Raw genomic sequence first — 19,831 nt, forward strand, 5'->3', positions numbered from 1 at the left:
TTTTTGGGTGCGGGTCAAGAATTCTTATCGGCCAGGCCGCCCCGCCCGTTAGATGCAGTGCTGTGGACGGCGATTCGAGGTTGTCCTCCGTTTTTGCTAACCGCGGGCTTCGCGGGTCCGATAACCAGAAGTGACAGGCCACGGACGGCCTGGAATTGAAGACCCAATCACGGAGGAAACACCATGGGCATGGCAATCAACAACAACCTGATGGCTAACAACGCGTACCGCAACCTCAACAACACGCAGAACGATGTGTCGAAGTCGATGGAAAAGCTCTCCAGCGGCCTGCGCATCAACCGTGCGGCTGACGACGCCGCCGGCCTCGCGATCTCGGAAGGCCTCAAGTCCCAGGTCAGCGGCTCGGCGGTTGCCGCTCGAAACGCCCAGGACGGCATCAGCATGATCCAGACCACTGAAGGTGCGCTCGGCGAAGTCACCTCGGTGCTGCAGCGCATGCGCGACCTCGCGGTCCAGGGTTCGTCGGACACCAACAATGCGGCATCCCGTACGGCAATCAAGAAGGAAGCCGACTCGCTGGGCAAGGAACTGGACCGCATTACCCAGTCCACGAACTTCAACGGCATCAACCTGCTGCAGGCCGGCTCGAAGAACATCCAGGTGGGCACCGGCGGAACCGCCAACGACACGATCTCCGTCACCCTCGGCGACGTTGCGACGGCGGCAGGCACCCTGTCCTCCAGCACCGGCGCCACTGGCTTCGACGTTTCCACCAACGCTGCCGCGCAGACCACGATCACCGCGATCGACGCCGCCATCACGACGGTTTCGGCGCAGCGTTCGGACTTGGGTGCCAACCAGAACCGTTTGGAGCACGCGGTCAAGACCCTGAACGTCTCGGGTGAAAACCTGCAGGCCGCCCAGTCCCGCATCGCCGACACGGACATGGCCGCGGAAATGGTCAAGTACACCAAAGCGAACATCCTCTCCCAGGCCGGCACCGCCATGCTGGCCCAGGCGAACCAGTCCGGCCAGGGCGTTCTTTCGCTCCTGCGCTAGGCCCCGGCCGCCCCCGCGCTAGGTCCCGGCAACGGATAACTGGTTAGCGGATGGCGATAGGGCCAGTGGCGGCCAAGGCGGGTACCCCCCCTTGGCCGCCATTGTCCTTCGCTAACGGCCATTGACAGCAAGCGGCCTTGACAGCATTCGACCTGGAAGGAAGACCCTGTGGGGACCTCGATTGACGGCCTCGCCAGCGGCTTGAACACCACCTCGATCATCAATGCGCTCATGAGCGTCGAGGCGTTGCCGCAGACGCAGCTCAAGACGAAACTGGCGTCGGACCAGACGATGATCTCGACGCTGCAGTCCTTCAACACAAAGCTGGCCACCCTGCGCGACCTCGCCACGGGCGACTCCGCCGCGAACGCCCTGAACCTCTTTACCGCCAGCACGACGTCCACGTCGTTGACCGCGACGGCCACCACCGCCGCCACAGCCGGTTCCATCGACCTCACGGTCACCCAACTCGCACAGACCCAGGTTTCCGTCACCGCCGCCATGACCAGCTGGCCCACTGACGGGACGGGTGCGCCCATGTCCTTGACCCTGGTCGATTCGACCGGGAAGCAGACGGAAGTAGTCCCCGCCAGCACTTCGCTCGACGACGTCGTGTCAGCCATCAACGGCGTTGCCGGGGGAGCGCGGGCAGTGAAGGTTCCCGCCGGAAACGGCAGCTACCGGCTCCAATTGACTGCTACTACCTCCGGCGCGGCCGGCGCGTTCACCGCTTACCAGGGCACCGCCGCCCAGGTCACCGCGGGAACCGCCACGAACCTTATGGCCGACCCCGCTGCCGCCGTCGTTAAAACCGCCCAGGACGCCAAAGCGACACTGTACGCGGGCACGGCTGCCGAGCAGACCGTGACTTCGTCGAGCAATACATTCACCGACATCCTTCCCGGCGTATCCGTCACGGCGTCGGCCGTCAGCACGTCGCCCGTTACGGTGACTATCGCGAGCGACACCGCGGGTATTTCCAAGAAGGCGGGCGACCTGGTCTCCGCGGTCAACGATGTCCTGGGATTCGTCTCGATCTACACGGCGGTGAGCAGCAAGACCGACGACAACGGTGTAACGACGCCCACCGGCGGCATTTTCACCGGCAACAGCACGGTCCGCACGGTAAACGACCAGGTGCTGACGGCGTTGTCGATGCCGGTCAACGGCCAGTCGCCATCGGTGTACGGAATCAACATCACCAAGAGCGGCGACTTCACGTTCGACGCCGCGAAACTTGCCACCGCTTTGGCGGCGGACCCGGTGGGGACGCAATCCGCGCTGCAGTCGATCGCCTCCCGAGTGTCGGACGCCGCGACGGCCGCGACCGACCCCTTCAGTGGTGCCATCACCAACCTGATCAAAGGCCAGCAGTCCGAAGCGTCCGATCTCGGCAACCAGATCTCCGATTGGGACCAGCGGCTCGCGAGCCGCCGCGCAACGCTGCAGGCCGTCTACACCAACATGGAGGTCCTGCTTGGTGGCCTCCAATCCCAGTCATCCTGGCTTTCCGGCCAGATCTCCAGCCTTCCCACCACGTCCTCGACAGGAGCGTAGAGAATGACTTCCACCGCTGTTCGTGCAAGCCGGCTTTCCCGCGCCGGCCAGGTTTCGCGTTACAACGACGACGCCGTGCTCTCGGCCCCGCCCGCACGCCTCCTGACCATGCTGTACGACAGGCTGCTCCTGGACCTGAACCGGGCGCAGTCCGCGCAGGAGAGCTCCAATTGGGGCCCGGCCAGCGAAAACCTCCTGCATGCCCAGGCCATTGTCACGGAGCTGTCCTCCACGCTGAAGACCGACGCTTGGGACGGGGCATCGGGCCTGCTGAGCATCTACCAGTACGCGATGGAAGCCATGATCGGGGCGAACATCTATCGCGATGTGGAACGGACCAAGGAGTGCATCAAGCTCCTGGAACCCCTGCGTCAAGGCTGGCACGAGGCGGCGTCGCTTCTTCCGGTGCAGGGCTCGCCTGTCCGGTCGAACGGAACGCTTGGTGTTGGCTAGGGACGTGTCGGCCCCACACTTCACCGAGTGGACGCGCATCCTGGACCGTTTCGAATCAGACATCGCCGTGGCAGTGTCCGGCGGCGTCCTGGAACGTTGGCAGCCACCGCTCGACGCCGGCCCCATCCCGGATGGCCTCGCTGAACGCGCCCGCCGGGTCCTGGACGCGCAATTGGAGTCCATGACCGTGCTCGGCAAGCTCCGGCTGGATGTCATTGCCCACGTGGAAGCGGTGAACGCCGTCCCGGATAGCCGGAGCTCCGCCCGCCCACTGTTCCTTGACGTCCAGGGCTGACGTTGCGGCCGCGAAATAATCCGGCCTTCGCCTAACGAACGCGACGATCCGGCCGATGGTGGAAAGTGAGCAGGGATAGCTCAGTGCACGGCCACGGATCGGCCTCGTCATATCTATTCGCGAAGGCAGGCCGCGTGTTCGACTCTGTGACATCTGTTGCGCTAGGCAGCGCCCTGGATGGCTTGACCTTGCGTCAACGCACCATCGCCAACAACATCGCGAACATCAATACGCCCAACTACCATGCCCAGCGCGTCCAGTTCGAAGACGCCCTCGCCGCCTCTGTCGCCGCGGGAGACGGGTACGCCCCGGCAACGGTGTCTGCCTCGCAGGAGCCCACGCAGCTCAACGGCAACAACGTGAACCTGGACACCGAGACGCTGTCCAACATCGACACCGTTTTGCGCTACCAGTTCGCTTCGCGCGCCATCGGCAATGAGTTCACGGCTGTCCGCACGGCGATGAGGACCAGCTGATGACCTTCGACGCGATTGGAATTGCCGGTTCCGCGCTGACGGTGCACCGCAAATGGCTCGACGCCGTCTCGGACAACCTGGCAAACATGAATACCGTCACCAGCACGAGCGGCAAGGCCTTCCAAGCCCGCTACGTCGAAGCCGCTGCGGGCAGCGATGGAAACGGCGTGTACGTCAAGAGCACGCCCTTGGGCAGCGCGACGGGCAGGCTCGTCTACCAGCCGGACCACCCCTTGGCCGACGCCCAAGGCTACGTCCGCTACCCGGATATCGACCTCGCCGAACAAATGGGTGCCTTGATCGTGGCCCAACGGGGGTACGAAGCCAACGCGCAAGTTGTAGACCGTGCCCGCGAGACCTACCTCGCGGCGCTTGAGATAGGAAAATCCTGATGTCAGTGGAGCCAATCGGTGCGATCCAGGGCGTAAGCAGCGGGTTTGGCGTGCAGGGCGTGGGCGGCACGGGCTACGTCGGGGCCACAGGCACGGCGGCCACGTCCGGAGCCACGGACGGCAGCGGTTTCGCGACGGCGTTGAGCGGCGCCGTGGACAACCTCCAGGCGCTGCAATCGACCTCGAACCAGCTCTCGGTATCGGCGGTGACGGGGAACCTCGACGACATCCACCAGGCGACGATCGCCGCGACGCGTGCCCAGGTCACCTTGGAGTTGGCTGCCACGATACGGAACAAGGGCGTTGACGCATTCAACGAGATCATGAGGATGCAGGCCTGATGCCACCGCAGATTGCCGCGTTCTTTCGCCGGTTGAGCGACGGATTCAAGGGCTTCACCACGGGGCAGCGCACCATCGCGATCATCGGCGTCGCAGTCCTGGTTCTGGGAGCCGTCGCGCTTTCGGCATGGCTGGGTAAACCGTCCTACTCGCCCTTGTTCTCCGGCTTGAAAGACACCGACGCCAACAGCATCGTGGAGCAACTCCGCAAGGACAACGTCCCCTACGTACTCAGCAATGGCGGTTCCACCATCCTTGTTCCCGAGGACAAGGTCTACGACGAACGGCTCAAGGCGGCCGCGGCGGGCCTCCCGGCAGCGGCCCCCACGGGGTACTCGCTCCTGGACAAACTCGGCGTGACCTCCTCCGAGTTCCAGCAGTCGGTGACGTACAAGCGCGCGCTCGAAGGCGAGCTCGCCACTACCATCGAGGCGATGGACGGGGTGAAGACGGCGGCCGTCAGGCTCGCCATTCCGGCGAAGACCGTGTTCGCGGACAAGACTCCGGACACTACGGCTTCCGTTTTCGTCGAAACCCAGCCCGGCACCAAGTTGTCAGCAGACAAGGTCGAGGCGATCGTCCACTTGACCTCGGCCGCCATCGAGAACCTCAAGCCAACGAACGTTTCCGTGGTGGATTCCCAGGGCAACGTGCTGTCCACCGTGGGAGGCGGAGCCACGGGTTCCTCGTCCAAGCAGGCCGCCGATTACCAGCAACGCACCTCTGATTCGGTCAAGGCCGTCCTGGACAGCGTGGTTGGCCCCGGCAATTCGACCGTCGCCGTGGCCGCGGACGTCACCGCCGAATCAGCGCAGCAACGCAGCGAAACGTTTTCCACCTCCAAGGATGCCGCGCCCTTGAGCGAAAGCACCAAGACGGAAAAATACACCGGCACGGGGAGCGGAGCCTCCGGCGTGTTGGGTCCGGACAACATTGCCGTGCCGGGCGGAACCAGCGGCAACGGCTCATTCGATTCCAACACCACCACGAAGAACAACGCGGTCAATAAGGTGACCGAAGACCGGACCATCCCGCAAGGGGCCGTGAAGCGCCAGACCATTTCGGTTGCCATCAACCAGGCCGCGGCAACAGGCGTCAACCTCAATTCAGTCAAGGCCCTCGTGACCTCCGCTGCCGGCGTCGATGCCACTCGCGGAGACATAGTGACGGTCGAAGTGCTCCCCTTCAGCACGGCGGCTTCGGACGCGGCGGCCCAAGCATTGAACTCGGCCAAGGCCGATGCCGCGGCAAAGCAGCAATCGGACCTCATGAACACGCTCATCCTGGCGGGCAGCATCCTCCTGGCAGTCGTCGCCCTGATCGTGTTCATACTGATCCTCTTGAAGCGCCGGCAGCAACGCGAACCGGTGGACCTCGGTGAGCGGATCGACTACGTCGCGCTTCCCACCGCCGCCCCCACGCCGGTACTTGAAGGACCGCCCGCCACCACCGCGATTCCCTTGCCGCCCGTGCCACCCGTCCCGGCGTTGCCGATGCCGGCTGCCGAAACGGTCGACGGCGAGCGGCGGCGCGCCCAGATTGAAGCCATGGTTGCCGAGGACCCGGCCCGGACCGCCGAGTTCCTGCGCGGCCTCATGGACGAAAAGCAGTCCGTATGAGGGTCGGGGAACTCGGTTCCGAGGTGGGCGCCCTGACCGGCGCGCAGAAAGTGGCCGTGGTGCTGATGCAGATGAGCCCCGCCAGCGCAGCCTCGGTCATGACGCAGTTTTCCGAATCCGAGGCGGAGGACATTGCCGCGGAGATCGTTCGCTTGCGGAGGGTGCCCTCGGCCGTCGCGGAGCACGTCCTGACCGAATTCCACGATCTTGCCATCAGCGGAAGGCGCACAGCCCGCGGCGGCCAGGAATTCGCCGTCGGGCTTTTGGAAGCATCTTTCGGCGCGGACAAAGCGGCGGGCTTCATGGACCGACTCGCGTCCACGATGGCTGGGAAGTCGTTCGAATTCCTGGAGATGATGGATTCCGGTCAACTCCTGGCCTTGATCGACGGCGAAATGGCCCAGACCATCGCGCTGATCCTGGCGCATTTGCGTCCCGGGAAAGCCTCCGCCGTGATGGCGGGGCTTGGCGACGTCCAGCGGAGCGAAGTGGCACGCTGCATCGCGACCATGGGCCTGGCGTCACCGGAAGCCGTGGGGATCGTGGCCGAAACCCTCAAAGTCCGGGCCGGTGCGGTCATGTCGCAGCGGAAGTCGAGCGAGATCGTCGGCGGAATCCAGCCGCTCGTGGACATCATCAACCGGGCCGACGTCAATACCGAACGCTCCGTGCTGGACGGCCTGGAAACGCTCGACCCGGACCTCGCCACCGAAGTGCGCGCCCGAATGCTGACTTTCGTGGACATCGTCAAACTCGAGCGCCGGGACATCCAGCAGATCCTGCGAGGGGTCAGCGCCGAGGTGCTTGCAGTGGCCATGAAAGGCGCGCCGGCCGCGGTGCTCGAAGCCGTCCGGACCAACGTTTCCGGCCGGAACCTCGAAATCCTCGAATCCGAGATGGCGTCCGCAGGGCCCGTCCGCGCTTCGCAGGTTGAAGAAGCGAGGGCGGAGATTGTCCGGTCCATCCGTGAACTCGAAGCCGAAGGCGCCATAGTGGTCCGCCGCGGCGAGGAGGACGACTATGTCTACTAAGGCGGCCCCGTCCAAGCCCGCGGCGGTCGTCTTCCCCGATCTCCGGACTTCCTTCCGGACCAGCCAGGAGGACCAGGGCTTCACGCAGGGCCACGCGGCGGGGTACTCCGCAGGGCTCCGGGCCGCCGGGCTTGAACAGCAACGACTCCGCGAACAACTCGCCGCGGAACAACGCGCAATGCTCGACGACGGCCGCGCGGCCGTGCGGCAAGCCGTCCTGGCGCTGGAGGCGGCAGCGGCGGACTTCCGCCAACGCCGTGGCGCGGTCCTGGCGGAAGCGGACGATGTCTTGGCGGCCGGGGCGATCGAACTCGCCGAAGCGATCCTGGGCTACGAACTGGCTGACGGCCGGAATACGGCCCGCGGGGCCCTGGCGCGCGCCTTGGGCGCGACGTCCGGCGTCGACGACGCGACCACGGTCCGCCTGCACCCGGCCGACGTCGCCGCGCTGGCCGCCGTCGACGTCGAGGAAGCAGCAGGCGTCCACATCGTCGCCGATCCGGCACTCAGCCCTGGCGACGCGATTGCCGAGTATGAGGACGGCTGGCTGGACGCACGCCTCGCAACCGCCGTGGAGCGCGCCAAGCAAGCGCTCTTGGGGAACTGGGCATGAACGGCACAGCCAAGCGGCCCCGCGCACACCGCTTCGCTGCCGCGCTTGCGGCCGCCGCGCCCCAGCGGGTGGGTACGGTGACTTCGGTGATCGGCCTCGGGCTGGAGGTTTCGGGGCTGGATTGTGCAGTAGGCGACCTCGTGACGATTGGTGACACGCCAGGGCTCGACGCCGAAGTGGTCGCCTCGGTGCGCGGCGCCGTAAAGTGCATGCCCTTGGGACGATTGAACGGCGTGGCCGCAGGCGACCCCGCACGCTCCAAAGGAAGCCCCCTCCTGGTCCCTACCGGCCGCGGCTTGTTCGGACGTGTCTTGGATGGACTCGCACGACCGATCGACGGCAAGGGTCCGCTCCCCGCAGGCCGCATGGTTCCGTTGGACAATGAAGCGCCATCGGCAATGCACCGGGCGCGAATCGATACCCCTTTGCAGACCGGCGTGCGTGTGCTCGACACCATGGCCACGCTGGGCCGCGGGCAGCGTATGGGCCTTTTCGCGGGCTCGGGAGTGGGCAAGTCTTCGCTCTTGTCCATGATCGCGCGCGGCACTGACGCCGAGGTCTCCGTGATCGCCCTGGTGGGGGAGCGCGGGCGCGAAGTCCGGGAGTTCCTCGAGGACGACCTCGGTCCCGATGGCCTGGCCCGCTCCGTGGTGGTGGTTGCCACGTCCGACGAACCCGCGCTCATGCGCTTGCGCGCCGCCGTCGTCGCCACCAGGATCGCGGAATCCTTCCGCGAAGCCGGGCAGGACGTGGTGCTCATGATGGATTCGCTCACGAGGGTGGCCATGGCCCAGCGCGAGATCGGCCTCTCCGCGGGCGAGCCGCCCGCGACCCGCGGCTACCCGCCGTCGACGTTTTCCGTGCTCGCCCGCCTCCTGGAACGGGCAGGAACCGCGGAAACCGGCTCCGTCACCGGCATTTACACCGTGCTGGTGGACGGAGACGACCACAACGAACCCATCGCCGACGCCGCACGCTCCATCCTGGACGGCCATATCGTCCTGGACCGGAAGCTCGCCGTCACGGGCCATTTTCCTTCCGTGGACGTGCTGGGTTCGGTCTCGCGCGTCGCTTCCAAAGTCAACACGCCGGACCGCATGGCGCTCGCGGCATCGTTGCGCAGGGTCCTCGCGGCGCGCCGGGGCGCCCAAGACCTGATCGACGTCGGCGCCTACCACCGGGGCAGCAACCGCCTGGTTGACGCCGCCTTGGACCACGAAGCGGACATCAACCGCTTCCTGCAGCAAAGCATGGACGAATCCACCCCGAACAGCGAATCCTGGCCGGAACTTTTCCGGCTCTCGGCAAGCCTCGAAGGAGCCGCGTGAACCGTCAATTCTCCCTCGCAGGCCTGATGCGGCTGAGGCAGACCCAGCAGGTCGCCGCGGCGAGCGGGCTGGCCCAGGCCAACTCGCGGTCCGCGTCCGTTCGTGAACGCCGGGCCGCCGCCCGCGAGGAACTTGCCGAATCGTCCGGGGACGCCGCAAGCGCCGCGTCGTTGCTGGCCATCGCGGCCGCCCGGGCTTCGGCGCAAAGCATGCTGGCCGAACTCGACGCCTTGGCTGCCAGCGCGGAAGCGGAGGCCAGCGAAGCACGCACGGAATACACCGAAGCGCGGCGCAGGGCCGTGGGTCTCGAGAAGCTCGAAGCCCGGCACGGAGCGGCTTTCGAGGCACACATCCTCCGCGCCGAACAAAGCGCGCTGGATGAAATCGCGTCCTCTGCCTGGCACCGGGGCTCAACCCAGGACGCTCCGCGGAAGGCCACCTCATGAGCATGGCCGAGGCGATCGGACGTATCCAAAGGATCGAATCGACGCTGCAACAGTTGAACCAAGGTCTTATGCCGCAGGCATCGTCTACGTCATCTTCGACGGCGTCGTCCGGAAGCGCCTCGGGCGGCACCTCGCCCGTGGATGCGGCGACTTTCGCGCAAGCGCTAAGTGCCGCCGTCGGGGATTCGACGACGGCTGCCGGCATGACCCAGCTCAGCTCCGCCTTGGGACTGGGCGGAACTACGGGAGTCGGGGCGCTTTCGAGCGTCGCGGGCACGACGACGGGCGGCGTCACCGGGGATGCCGTGGTGGCCGCGGCGAAGAAGTACATTGGTGTGCCTTACGTGTGGGGAGGAACGAATCCGGCCGTCGGCATGGATTGCTCCGGCTTCGTGCAGCGCGTCTTCAAGGATCTCGGCATCGACATGCCCCGCGTCGTCAGCGACCAGATGCAAAAAGGAACGCCCGTTGCTTCCCTCGCCGACGCCAAACCCGGCGACCTCCTGGTGAGCTTCGGCGGCGAACACATCTCCATCTACCTAGGCAACGGCAAGGCGATCGACGCTCCCGTCCCGGGCCAGACCATCCAGATCCGCGACGCCTGGGAACAACAGTCCAGCCTGACGGCCATCCGCCGCATTGTCCCGGCGGGAGCGTCGTGATGCAGCTGCCTTCCACCGCCGTGGCAACCCGCCCTGCGCCAACGGCCGTTCCCTCGCGGGGCAGTGACCAGTCCGGGGCGGCTGCTGCGGGATTCGAAGCTGTGATGGGCGGGTTGCTGGCGGTTGTCCCCGGTGCGCCTGCCGCTGCCGGTTCCGGTGCCGCAGCCGGGCAAGCGCCCGACGGCGGCGCGGCTGTCAAGCGCGGGCGTGGCGGTTTTGCTGGGGCCGACGGGGTTGAGGCCAAGGAGGCGGAGGAGGCTAAGGACGATAGGGACGCTAGGGACGCGGCAGTTGGCGTGGCTGATGCTTCCGCTGCGGTGGTTCCGTCTCCCGTCGCGGTTCCCTCGCTGATTGCGCAGGTGGCATCGTCTGTTGCGCCGACTGCTCACTCCACTGTGGGCGCGACCTCCGGTGTGGAAGGCCTGACGCTGGGCGCTGTTCCTGCGACGACTACCTCGACCACAGCACCAGCCTCGACCACAGCACCAGCCTCGACCACAGCACCAAGCCCTCCTCCGGCCCGGCCAACGGCCCCGGCCGACCCAACAACCTCAGCCGAACCCGCGCTCCTGCCCCAGCTGCCGCCGTCGGGCGCTGTTCCGGTTCCAGCTCCCATGCTTTCTTCAGCCCCGGTAGTTACGCCAGCAACGCACGCTCCCGCGACGCCTGCCTTCCTGCCGGAGACGGCCGCGAAAGTCCTGCCCCAGGTGAGCGGGCCGGTGTTTTCGCTGGCTGAATCGGGGCCGGGCAGGCACGTCATGACCTTGAGGTTGTCCCCGGACGATCTTGGACCGCTGACCGTGCGGGCGCACATTGATGATTCAGGTGTGCGGATCGAGTTGTTCGCATCGGCCGACGCGGGCCGGGATGCCGTGCGGAGCATCCTGCCGGAATTGCGGCGCGGACTTGGGGAATCGGGCCTTGGCGCGAGCCTGCACCTGTCCGATCACGGCTCCCCGGCCGACGCCGGAGCGGGCGGCCGCGACTCCCGAAACCCCGACCAGCGAGGCCAAGATCCCCGAAGCCCAGATCCCCGAAGCCCAGACCCTCGAAGCTTCGGTGCGCAAGGCTCAGGTGCCGGGAATTCGGATGCGCAGAGGCCGTACCCGTGGCCCGGTCGCACCGCGGTGGGCCGGGCTTCGCCCCGCGGCAGCGACGGCGAGGCGGGCCACCTGGCGCGTACCGCCGTCGTCCTTCCACGAATCAGCAAAACCAGCCTGGACATTCTCGTCTGACGAAGGAGAACCACAATTGACGATCCAGCCCATCGCCAGCATCCCGCAGTCGGGAGTCACGGGAACCACGGGAACCGCAGCCCGGCAACCGGCCCAGACCATGGATTCGAATGTCTTCATGTCCTTGCTGGTGACCCAGTTGAAGTACCAGGATCCGGGCGCGCCGATGGACACGAACCAGATGATGAGCCAGTCCGTCCAGCTCTCCATGATGGAGAAAATGACGGAGCTGTCCACGAACGCCAAGGAGAGCTTCTCGCTCCAGATGCGCACCGCCGCGGCGCAAGTCATCGGGCGCACCGTGAGCTATGCGCTCGCTGACGGGACCAAGGGCTCCGGGGTCGCGAATTCGGTGTCCTTTTCCGGCAGCGTTCCTACCGTAGCCGTCGGCGGAGTGGATGTTCCGCTCGACTCCATCAGCTCGATTTCCGCCGCCACTCCGGTCGCCTGACACTCACACGACTTCCATCCCGAAACACCCGAAGAAAGGCAACACCATGCTTCGTTCGCTGTACTCCGGAATTTCCGGCCTCCGCGCCCACCAGACCATGCTCGATGTCACGGGCAACAACATCGCCAACGTGAATACGGCCGGATTCAAGGCCTCGTCCACGGAATTCCAGGACACTCTTTCCCAGCTGACCCAGGGTGCCGGTGCGCCCCAAGCGGACACGGGCGGCACCAACCCGGCCCAGGTCGGACTGGGCGTGCGGGTGGCAGCGGTCAGCACCAACTTCAGCCAGGGCTCGTCGCAGACCACCGGCCGCGGAACGGACATGATGATCTCCGGTGAGGGCTTCTTCATCACCGGCAAGGGCGGGCAGCAGTTCTACACTCGCGCCGGCGCGTTCGACATGGACGCGGCAGGAAGGCTGGTGAGTCCCGACGGCGGCATCCTCCAGGGTTGGTCCGCCGTCAATGGCGCGGTCAACGTGGGAGGGGCGGTGGGCCCCATCACGCTCTCACCCAATACCACGGCACCCGCGGTCGCGACCTCGCGGTCGTCGCTGGAGGGCAACTTGCCCTCCGACGCCGCGGTGGGCACCAGCGTGGAGCGCCAGGTCAAGGTGTACGGCGCCGACGGCGCCTCCCGCAGCCTGACGCTCACGTTCAGTCGTACCGCGGCGGGCTGGGACGTGGCCGGCGCGGATGCCAACGGCGCCAGCGGTATGTCGTCGCTCACGTTCGCGAACGGAGCCCTGACCTCGGGCGGCACCATGGCGGTGGGCGGGATCACGGTGGACATGTCCAGTGTTACCGGCTTCGCGGGGATGAATTCCCTCACCGTCAGCAACCAGAACGGTTCCGCTGCGGGGAAGCTGGAATCCTTCACCCTCGGCGGGGATGGTTCCCTCATTGGCTCCTTCAGCAACGGCAGCAAGCAAGTGCTGGCACGCGTTGCCTTGGCCCGCTTCACCAACCCGGGCGGCCTCGAGAAGGCCGGCGGCTCCACCTATGTTGCCACTGCCAGCTCCGGAGCGGCCCAAGTGGGCAGCCCTGGCGATCCTGGGATCGGCACCCTGGCGTCGGGCGCATTGGAGATGTCCAACGTGGACCTTTCGCAGGAGTTCACCAACCTGATCGTCGCCCAGCGCGGCTTCCAGGCGAACGCCCGCATCATCACTACCTCGGACGAGGTTCTGCAGGAACTGAGCAACCTCAAGAGGTAGGGGAGCGCTACTTGCCTGCCAGCAGTTCGTCGAGGAAGCGGTCCAGTTGAAGGGACACGTCTGCGTCCTGTGCTTCGGCGGTTTCCGGCTCGAAGTACAGGCCTTCCCACGGGGCGCAGCTCATCGTCGATGAACGGCGGCCGGGGTCCACGCTGACCGGCCGCGGAGCGTGGACCCGGGCGGCAGGCTTGCGGAAAACAAAGGGGGCGGAGATGCGGTGCACGATGGCCATGGTTGCTTCCTCCCTGAAGCTGGCAATCCAGTGATTACTACTTGAATGTAAATTAAAATTTGAACGTCATGTTCATTTTATGAACGTATTCAGAGTATGGCACGAGTCACAAACCTTGGCAAGGCGTGCGGTGCCCACCCAGTAAACTCGCAGCCTTCGTCCGGTTACCCCTCGGTCTTCCAGTTCTATCCTGAGAGGGTGGAAGAGCGTCCGGCAGTGGAGAATCGTGGCAGCGAACGCGGGGATCCCCCCGAGGGCCGGTGGAGGCTGAGCCGGCGCAGGTTCCTCTCCGGGGCAGGGGTGGCAGGCGCGGGTATCCTCGCCGGCGTCGGCATCGCGAGGACGGGACTGCTGCCAGGTGCGGCAGGTTCCGGCGCAGCCGCCGGTTCGGCTCCCGTTCCCGCTGGAGGAGCGACGCCGATACCATCGCCGTCGTCCTCACCCACGGGTTCGGCGGCTCCGCAGCCGGCCCGCTCCTTTGTTTCCACCGCCCTGACCGCACCCCGCGTTGCCAGTTGGGCCAACGGCCCTACCGGCTCGGGACTGTTGTTCGTGGGCCCGATGGGCAACGGGTCCAACGGCCTCATCATGGACAACCGGGGTGAACCCGTGTGGATGGAACCCACGGGTTCCGGCGTCACCGACCTTCGCGTGCAGACGTTCGAAGGCAAACCCGTCCTGACCTACTGGACCGGGATTGGAAAGGGGGGACACGGCGAAGGGAAGGGCGTCATCAAGGACGCCAGCTACCGCACCATCGCCGAAGTCAATGCCGGCAACGGACTGCAGGCCGATCTCCACGAGTTCACCATCACAGCAGCCGGAACGGCCTTGATGATCTCCTACCCGACCATCCAGCATGACTTGACCTCCGTGGGCGGACCTGCCCAGGGGTACATGTTCGATTGCCACGTCCAGGAGATCGCCATACGCTCCGGCGCTGTCCTCTTCGACTGGACCGCTTCCGAACACATCGACATCACGGAGAGCTACCTGCGCGCCTCGGACAACCCCAACTCGAACGGCTCCGACGCATCCAAGGCCTACGATCCGTTCCACCTCAATTCCGTGGACGAAAGCGGTACCGACCTCCTGGTGTCGTCCCGGCACACGCATACGGCCTACCTCGTGGGGCGTCCGGACGGGAAAATCCACTGGCGACTCGGCGGAAAGCGATGCGACTTCACCATGCCGGCGAACGCTGTCTTCGCGTGGCAGCACGATGTCCGCCGGCGGTCCAACGGCATCATCAGCATGTTCGACAACCACTACAACCAAGGCAGCACCGGCACGTCCCGCGGACTCTTGCTGGCCGTCGACGAGAAGGCGCGGACCGCCGTCGTACACCAGGAATTCAGCAGGGGCGGCCACCGGGGCGACGCCGAAGGGAACGTGCAATTCCTGGACAACGGGCACGTCCTCGTCGGCTGGGGCGCGGATCCCGCGGTCACCGAGTTCACGCCCGACGGCAATGCGGTGTTCGAGGCCACGGGCCTCGGCAACGCTTCCTACCGGTCGTACCGGTCCGCGTGGACCGGCCGGCCGGATACGCTCCCGGACATCGCCGCGGTCCCGGGCAACGGATCGACCATGCAGCTCTACGCGAGCTGGAACGGGGCAACCGAGATCGCCAAATGGAGGTTCCTGACGGGGACCGCGCCGGAGGCGATGGCTGAAGCGGTGACGGTTCCGCACCGCGGATTCGAGACCTCGACGGCGGTTGCCGTGTCCTCGCGGGCGGCAGTGGAAGCCTTGGACAAGTCCGGCAACGTCCTGGCGCGGTCGGTGGTCATCGCCACCTGAGGGTGGTCGCTACGGCAGGATGTGTTCGTGCGCAGCTGCCTCGAGCGCTTCGGCCTCGGCTTTGGCCAGTCGGGTCTCTCCCTCCACATCGATTCGCCTGGTGAGCAGCCAGTAGAGCACGGCCGAGACTGGCAATCCAACGAACAGGGAGATGTCCGTGCCTTGCATGGCTTGCGCTATGAACCCGACGAAGAGCTTGCCCGCGGAGAAGAACGGGATCATCACCGCAAAGCCGACGAGGTAGGCGATGATTCCGGGCCAGCCCCAACGCCCGTAGATGCCGTCCGGTTTGAAAATCTCGGCGATGGCGTAGTGGCCCTTGCGGACAATGAAGTAGTCGGTGAGGTTGACCGCGGTCCAGGGGATGAAGAAGTACAGGACCAGCAGCAGGAAGTCATTGAAGTTGGTCAGGAAATCCGATGACGCAAGGTTGGCCAGGACCGCGGAAATGAGGGCCGTGATGCCGATCGTGATGATCCGAAGCCGCAGTGTGGGCCGGATCTGCCGAAGGCTGTCGATGGACGAGATGAGCGTGAGCGAACCGCCGTACATGTTCAGGGCGGTCACGGACAACAAGCCCAGGGCCGCGATGAACAAGGCGATGGCGCCGAAGCCGCCGAAGAGTTGGTCCGCGGTGGATTTGATGGAGCCGATGGTCTCGAAGTTTTCGCCCGCGGCCGCGCCGATGTACGAGCCGAGGAACATCACCCAGATGCCACCGAGGGCGCTGCCCCAGAACGTCCATCGGAAGGTTCCCCGTCCGCTGGACGGCGGAAGGTAGCGGGAGTAGTCCGAGACGTAGATGGCCCAGGAAATCTGGTAGCCGGCGGCAACTCCCAACTGGCCGAGGAACGGAACGAGGTGGAAATCGGCCAGGTTGTAGGCACCGGCGGGGATGGCGAGTTTGAAGGCGGCCACCGTGAGCAATGCGAGCATGGCGATGGTCAAGTAGGTCAGGTAGCGCTCGAAGGCGTGGATGAGGTCGTAACCGAAGAGCGCAACAACAACGGCAATGATGGTGATCACCCAGAGCCATAGGGTCTCCGAGCCGACGTTGATCGATTCGTTCACTGCCTGGCTCGCGAGGATGGTGTTGAAGATGTTGAATCCGGCGTATTGCAGATAGGCGAACAGCCACACCAGCAGGGCGCCTATGTAGCCGAATTGCGGGCGGGACTGGATCATCTGCGGCAAGCCGAGCGTGGGGCCCTGCGAGGAGTGGGCCGCCATGAACAGCGTGCCCACCAGGACCCCGATGGCTATCGCGAGCAAGGACCAGATGAGGTTGCCGCCCGTGGTGATGCTGATGAGTCCCACGGCCAGGGTGGCGATCTGGGCGTTGCTGACGAACCATAGCGGTCCGATGTGCGAAACCTTGCCGTGCCGCTCATTCAGCGGTACGTAGTCGATCGACCGGACCTCCAGTCCGCGGCCCGATCCCTTATCCGTCGTCGTGCTCATGGCGTTTCTCCTTCGATGCCTCGGTGCATCTTGACTTTGGTTTAGCACAGACTTGGGGCGCCCAGAAGACGCCGCGAAATTCCTAACGGAGACGGTGATGCATCCAGGTGGGGAACTGCTCCCGGGCCTCCCGAACAGGGCCCGGCGAAACCTCCACGGTTGCCGCGGCGGGTTCCGTGCCAAGCCCATGCAGAACGGTGCCCAGGGGATCAACCAGCATGCTGTGGCCGATCGAGACAGGCGGAGTTTGCGAAACGGCCGCCACGTACACGCCGTTCTCTATGGCCCGGGCCTTGGCCAGGGTGGCCCATTGTTCCGTCTTGGCCGTGCCGGGAACCCACGAGGAGCAGACAAGCAGCGTTTGGGCCCCGGCGTCGGCCAGGATGCGTGCCAACTCGGGGAAGCGCAGGTCGTAGCAGGTCATCAACCCGAAGGCCAAGCCGCCGTAGGAAAAGGTGACAGGCACGGGCTCCGGCGCTGCTTTGATGTACTCCGATTCGCGGAACCCCTGGCAGTCAAAGAGGTGGATCTTCCGGTAACTGGCAAGGCGCGAGCCGTCGGGCCCAAAAGCCACCAGCGTGTTGAAGGCCCTGTCAGGTTCCTGGGGTGCTGTTGGTTCGCCGGACGTTTCGAGGATGCCCGCGACGACGGCGATGCCGTAACGTGCCGCCGTCGCGCTGAGCCTTGCTGACACCGGGCCGTCGAGGGGTTCGGCGTTGTCCACGAAGCTCCGGTCCACCCGGGCTTTCTCATACGTCGAGTACTCCGGGAACACGATGAGCTCGGACCCCTCCCGGGCGGCCCGGGCACAGTAGTCCTCCACGAGGTCGAGGTTGCGGCCGACGTCCGTGCCGGAATCGATCTGGGCTAACGTGATGCGCACAGCGCTCCTTATCTCTCAAATAATCTGCCGTCACACCGCGGTCTTCACAGCAGGATCTTCACACCAGGGCGGCTTCCTTTTCCTCCATCACCATCTCGGGTGGCGCCTTCCGGAAGCCTTTCGTGATGATGCCGAGGACCACGACGCCGACGCAGAGCCAGATCAGCCCGAGCGTGATCGCGTTCGAATCCAGCTGGGAGAGCAGGAAACCGTCGACGACGGCTCCCACCGCGGGCAGGACCACGTAGGACACTACGCTGAGCCGCTGCCCCAAGCGTCGCTGCCGGAGGTAGTAGGCAATAACCGAGATATTGACGAGGGTGAAGGCGGTGAAGGCGCCGAAGTTGATGAACGACGTCGACGTCGCGACGTCCAGGAACATGGCGATGAATCCCACGGCGCCCGTAATGACCAGGTTGAACACCGGCGTGTGAAATGACTTGTTCAGCGCGCCGAAGACCTTCTTGGGCAGGACCGAATCCCGGCCCATGGCGTAGAGCAGCCGCGAGGCGCTGGCCTGCGCCGCGAGGCCGGAGGCGAACTGCGACACGACGAGTCCTGCCAGGAACACGGCGCCGAAGAACTGGCCGCCGATCTTCAGGGCAATGTCCGACGCCGCCGACGCCGAATCGTCGAAGACCCCGCCAGGGTGGATCAGCTGCGTCGTATAGGAGACCACCACGAAGATTGCGCCCCCGATGAGGGCCACCAGCATGATGGCTTTCGGGACCGTCTTCTTCGGCTCGATGGTCTCTTCGGTGAGGGTGGATACGGCGTCGAAGCCGAGGAACGAGTACGCCGCTATGGCCGCTCCCGCGGTGATCTTGTCGAAGCTCGAGGTGTCGTTGAAGAAGGGAGCCGCGCTGACCAGGGCGCTCGCGCCGGAGGTCGAGACCAAGGTTCCAACGGACAATGCAACGAAGAGGACTATCACCAGGAGCTGGAATGCCATGAGGAGGTAGTTGGCCTTGTCAGCGACCTTCACGCCGACCACGTTCAGCAAGGTAGTGATGGCAATGAACGCGACAATCCAGACGCCGATCGGGATGTCCGGGAACTGGGCTGTGAGGTAGGAGCCCCCGATCAGCCAGATGACCATCGGCAGGAACAGGTAATCCAAAAGCACTGCCCAACCTGCCAGGAAGCCGATCCGGGAGTCGATGGACCGCCGGATATAGGTGTATGCGGAGCCGGCCACCGGGTAGGCGACAGCCATGCGGCCATAGCTCTGCGCGGTGAAGAGCATGGCCACCATGGCCACGAGGTAGGCCGACGGCGATGCGCCGCCGGTGGTTTCGGCGATCACCCCGAAGATCGCCAGCACGATCAGCGGGGTCAGGTAGGCCAGCCCGAACAGGACCAGCGAAGGCAGTTTGAGGGCGCGCGTGAGGCTCGGTTGCGTTGTCACCGGTGATTCCTTAGGGGTTGGAGGACCGCGGGGTCCAGGTGGCCGGGTCGATGCGGCCTTGGTAGACGGGCAGTTCGATGGCGGGCTCGCCGGGACGGAATTGGGACCAGGGGCGATTAAGGTTTTCGGTTCCGTGGAGGCGGACATGCCCGACGGCGGAGAGGTCCAGCTCCGCGGCGAGCAGGGCCGGAGCCTCGTCGGTGGCTTCGGCGATCGTGTTTCCTTCGGGGTCGACGATCAAGCTCAGCCCTTTGCCAGTGGGTCCCGCGCAATTGACGCTGACCATGAAGACCTGGTTCACGATGGCGTTCGCCTTGGCGAGGACGAGTTCCTGCCGGCGGTCCGGCGTCGTGGTCTTGACGACGTTGAGGATGACTTCGGCGCCCATCCACGCCAGCTGGCGGGTTACCTCCGGGAACCAGGCGTCATAGCAGATGTTCAAACCCACCCTGCCGATCCCGTCCAGGTCAACGGTGGTGAACCGGTCGCCGGGGTCATACGGCTCAAAAGGGCGCCAAGGAAAGATCTTGCGGTAGTAACCGGCGAGCTCGCCTTCCGGGGAGAGGACCAACTGGGTATTGAACAACTGTCCCTCGGGGCCGCGCTCGCAGACGCTGCCCGGAATCAACCAGACGCCCAGGTCTGCAGCCAGTTGCCGGAGTTCCTTGACCCGGGGACCGTCCAGCGGTTCGGCCGAATCCTGCAGCACTTCGGTGCGCTGCAGGTCCGGGAAGGAATCCCCGAACAGGTGCAGCTCGGGGAAGACCACCAGCTTGCTGTGCGGCTGGATCGCGACGGCAGCCGCGACCTCGTCCGCAAAGGCTCCGATCGGCTCGCCGATCAGCCGGGGCGGCACTTGTGCGGCGATGAGGGGAAGGATGCGTTGCACTGTTTTTCTCCACGTTG

Annotated in this window: 22 protein-coding genes; 17 read left to right on the forward strand and 5 right to left on the reverse strand. The window is 65.4% G+C overall.

Annotated elements, in window-relative coordinates; genetic code table 11:
• Positions 1-183 precede the first annotated feature (183 nt).
• The 16 genes from ABCW42_RS04140 to ABCW42_RS04215 all read left to right on the forward strand — a co-directional run bounded on the left by ABCW42_RS04140 (position 184) and on the right by ABCW42_RS04215 (position 13,138).
• The gene (locus tag ABCW42_RS04140) at positions 184-1,020 is read left to right on the forward strand and encodes a flagellin (RefSeq protein WP_423183661.1); all 837 of its coding nucleotides are present in this window, start codon (positions 184-186) and stop codon (positions 1,018-1,020) included.
• 168 nt (positions 1,021-1,188) lie between these two features.
• Positions 1,189-2,577: a flagellar filament capping protein FliD gene (gene fliD / locus ABCW42_RS04145; RefSeq protein WP_423183662.1), complete on the forward strand. Its 1,389-nt coding sequence runs from the start codon at positions 1,189-1,191 to the stop codon at positions 2,575-2,577.
• 3 nt (positions 2,578-2,580) lie between these two features.
• Entirely contained in the window at positions 2,581-3,030 is a 450-nt protein-coding gene (gene fliS, locus ABCW42_RS04150) for a flagellar export chaperone FliS (protein ID WP_423183663.1), read from the forward strand.
• 4 nt (positions 3,031-3,034) lie between these two features.
• Positions 3,035-3,325: a hypothetical protein gene (locus ABCW42_RS04155; RefSeq protein WP_423183664.1), complete on the forward strand. Its 291-nt coding sequence runs from the start codon at positions 3,035-3,037 to the stop codon at positions 3,323-3,325.
• Positions 3,326-3,459: 134 nt separating this feature from the next.
• Positions 3,460-3,801 carry a flagellar basal body rod protein FlgB gene (locus ABCW42_RS04160; protein WP_423183665.1) on the forward strand — a complete coding sequence of 114 codons (342 nt, stop codon included), beginning with the start codon at positions 3,460-3,462 and terminating at the stop codon, positions 3,799-3,801.
• Positions 3,801-4,193, forward strand: a complete 393-nt coding sequence (locus tag ABCW42_RS04165) for a flagellar basal body rod protein FlgC (protein ID WP_423183666.1) — start codon at positions 3,801-3,803, stop codon at positions 4,191-4,193. The genes ABCW42_RS04160 and ABCW42_RS04165 overlap by 1 nt, the downstream gene beginning before the upstream one ends.
• Positions 4,193-4,534 (forward strand): flagellar hook-basal body complex protein FliE, encoded by a 342-nt coding sequence (fliE, locus tag ABCW42_RS04170; RefSeq protein ID WP_423183667.1) that lies wholly within the window; start codon positions 4,193-4,195, stop codon positions 4,532-4,534. Before ABCW42_RS04165 ends, fliE begins: the two co-directional genes overlap by 1 nt.
• Complete coding sequence (gene fliF / locus ABCW42_RS04175; protein WP_423183668.1) at positions 4,534-6,153, forward strand: flagellar basal-body MS-ring/collar protein FliF; 1,620 nt, start codon at positions 4,534-4,536, stop codon at positions 6,151-6,153. The genes fliE and fliF overlap by 1 nt, the downstream gene beginning before the upstream one ends.
• Positions 6,150-7,184 carry a flagellar motor switch protein FliG gene (gene fliG, locus ABCW42_RS04180; protein WP_423183669.1) on the forward strand — a complete coding sequence of 345 codons (1,035 nt, stop codon included), beginning with the start codon at positions 6,150-6,152 and terminating at the stop codon, positions 7,182-7,184. The genes fliF and fliG overlap by 4 nt, the downstream gene beginning before the upstream one ends.
• On the forward strand, positions 7,174-7,797 hold the full coding sequence (locus tag ABCW42_RS04185; protein WP_423183670.1) for a FliH/SctL family protein: 624 nt from the start codon (positions 7,174-7,176) through the stop codon (positions 7,795-7,797). Before fliG ends, ABCW42_RS04185 begins: the two co-directional genes overlap by 11 nt.
• The gene (locus ABCW42_RS04190; protein WP_423183671.1) at positions 7,794-9,125 is read left to right on the forward strand and encodes a FliI/YscN family ATPase; all 1,332 of its coding nucleotides are present in this window, start codon (positions 7,794-7,796) and stop codon (positions 9,123-9,125) included. The genes ABCW42_RS04185 and ABCW42_RS04190 overlap by 4 nt, the downstream gene beginning before the upstream one ends.
• Complete coding sequence (locus ABCW42_RS04195) at positions 9,122-9,571, forward strand: flagellar FliJ family protein (protein ID WP_423183672.1); 450 nt, start codon at positions 9,122-9,124, stop codon at positions 9,569-9,571. The genes ABCW42_RS04190 and ABCW42_RS04195 overlap by 4 nt, the downstream gene beginning before the upstream one ends.
• The gene (locus ABCW42_RS04200) at positions 9,568-10,233 is read left to right on the forward strand and encodes a C40 family peptidase (protein WP_423183673.1); all 666 of its coding nucleotides are present in this window, start codon (positions 9,568-9,570) and stop codon (positions 10,231-10,233) included. The genes ABCW42_RS04195 and ABCW42_RS04200 overlap by 4 nt, the downstream gene beginning before the upstream one ends.
• Positions 10,233-11,468, forward strand: coding sequence for a flagellar hook-length control protein FliK (locus ABCW42_RS04205; protein ID WP_423184798.1), 1,236 nt, complete (start codon positions 10,233-10,235; stop codon positions 11,466-11,468). The genes ABCW42_RS04200 and ABCW42_RS04205 overlap by 1 nt, the downstream gene beginning before the upstream one ends.
• Before the next feature lie 16 nt (positions 11,469-11,484).
• Complete coding sequence (locus tag ABCW42_RS04210; RefSeq protein ID WP_423183674.1) at positions 11,485-11,919, forward strand: flagellar hook assembly protein FlgD; 435 nt, start codon at positions 11,485-11,487, stop codon at positions 11,917-11,919.
• A gap of 46 nt (positions 11,920-11,965) precedes the next feature.
• Positions 11,966-13,138, forward strand: coding sequence for a flagellar hook protein FlgE (locus tag ABCW42_RS04215; protein WP_423183675.1), 1,173 nt, complete (start codon positions 11,966-11,968; stop codon positions 13,136-13,138).
• A 7-nt stretch (positions 13,139-13,145) separates the two neighbouring features.
• On the opposite strand, the gene ABCW42_RS04220 is transcribed toward ABCW42_RS04215, so the two are convergent.
• Entirely contained in the window at positions 13,146-13,370 is a 225-nt protein-coding gene (locus tag ABCW42_RS04220) for a hypothetical protein (protein ID WP_423183676.1), read from the reverse strand.
• Between the two features lie 198 nt (positions 13,371-13,568).
• Here ABCW42_RS04220 and ABCW42_RS04225 point away from each other — a divergent pair, with 198 nt between their 5' ends.
• Positions 13,569-15,173 (forward strand): arylsulfotransferase family protein, encoded by a 1,605-nt coding sequence (locus tag ABCW42_RS04225; protein ID WP_423183677.1) that lies wholly within the window; start codon positions 13,569-13,571, stop codon positions 15,171-15,173.
• 9 nt (positions 15,174-15,182) lie between these two features.
• Here the strand turns inward: ABCW42_RS04225 and ABCW42_RS04230 are convergent, their stop codons facing one another.
• The 4 genes from ABCW42_RS04230 to ABCW42_RS04245 all read right to left on the reverse strand — a co-directional run bounded on the left by ABCW42_RS04230 (position 15,183) and on the right by ABCW42_RS04245 (position 19,814).
• Positions 15,183-16,634 carry a purine-cytosine permease family protein gene (locus tag ABCW42_RS04230; RefSeq protein WP_423183678.1) on the reverse strand — a complete coding sequence of 484 codons (1,452 nt, stop codon included), beginning with the start codon at positions 16,632-16,634 and terminating at the stop codon, positions 15,183-15,185.
• A gap of 82 nt (positions 16,635-16,716) precedes the next feature.
• Positions 16,717-17,517 (reverse strand): carbon-nitrogen hydrolase family protein, encoded by an 801-nt coding sequence (locus tag ABCW42_RS04235; protein WP_423183679.1) that lies wholly within the window; start codon positions 17,515-17,517, stop codon positions 16,717-16,719.
• 58 nt (positions 17,518-17,575) lie between these two features.
• Positions 17,576-18,925 carry an APC family permease gene (locus tag ABCW42_RS04240; RefSeq protein WP_423183680.1) on the reverse strand — a complete coding sequence of 450 codons (1,350 nt, stop codon included), beginning with the start codon at positions 18,923-18,925 and terminating at the stop codon, positions 17,576-17,578.
• A 10-nt stretch (positions 18,926-18,935) separates the two neighbouring features.
• Positions 18,936-19,814 carry a carbon-nitrogen hydrolase family protein gene (locus ABCW42_RS04245; protein WP_423183681.1) on the reverse strand — a complete coding sequence of 293 codons (879 nt, stop codon included), beginning with the start codon at positions 19,812-19,814 and terminating at the stop codon, positions 18,936-18,938.
• Between the last annotated feature and the right edge of the window lie 17 nt (positions 19,815-19,831).

Origin of the sequence: Arthrobacter sp. NyZ413, assembly GCF_049390645.1 — a bacterium.
GTDB lineage: Bacteria > Actinomycetota > Actinomycetes > Actinomycetales > Micrococcaceae > Arthrobacter.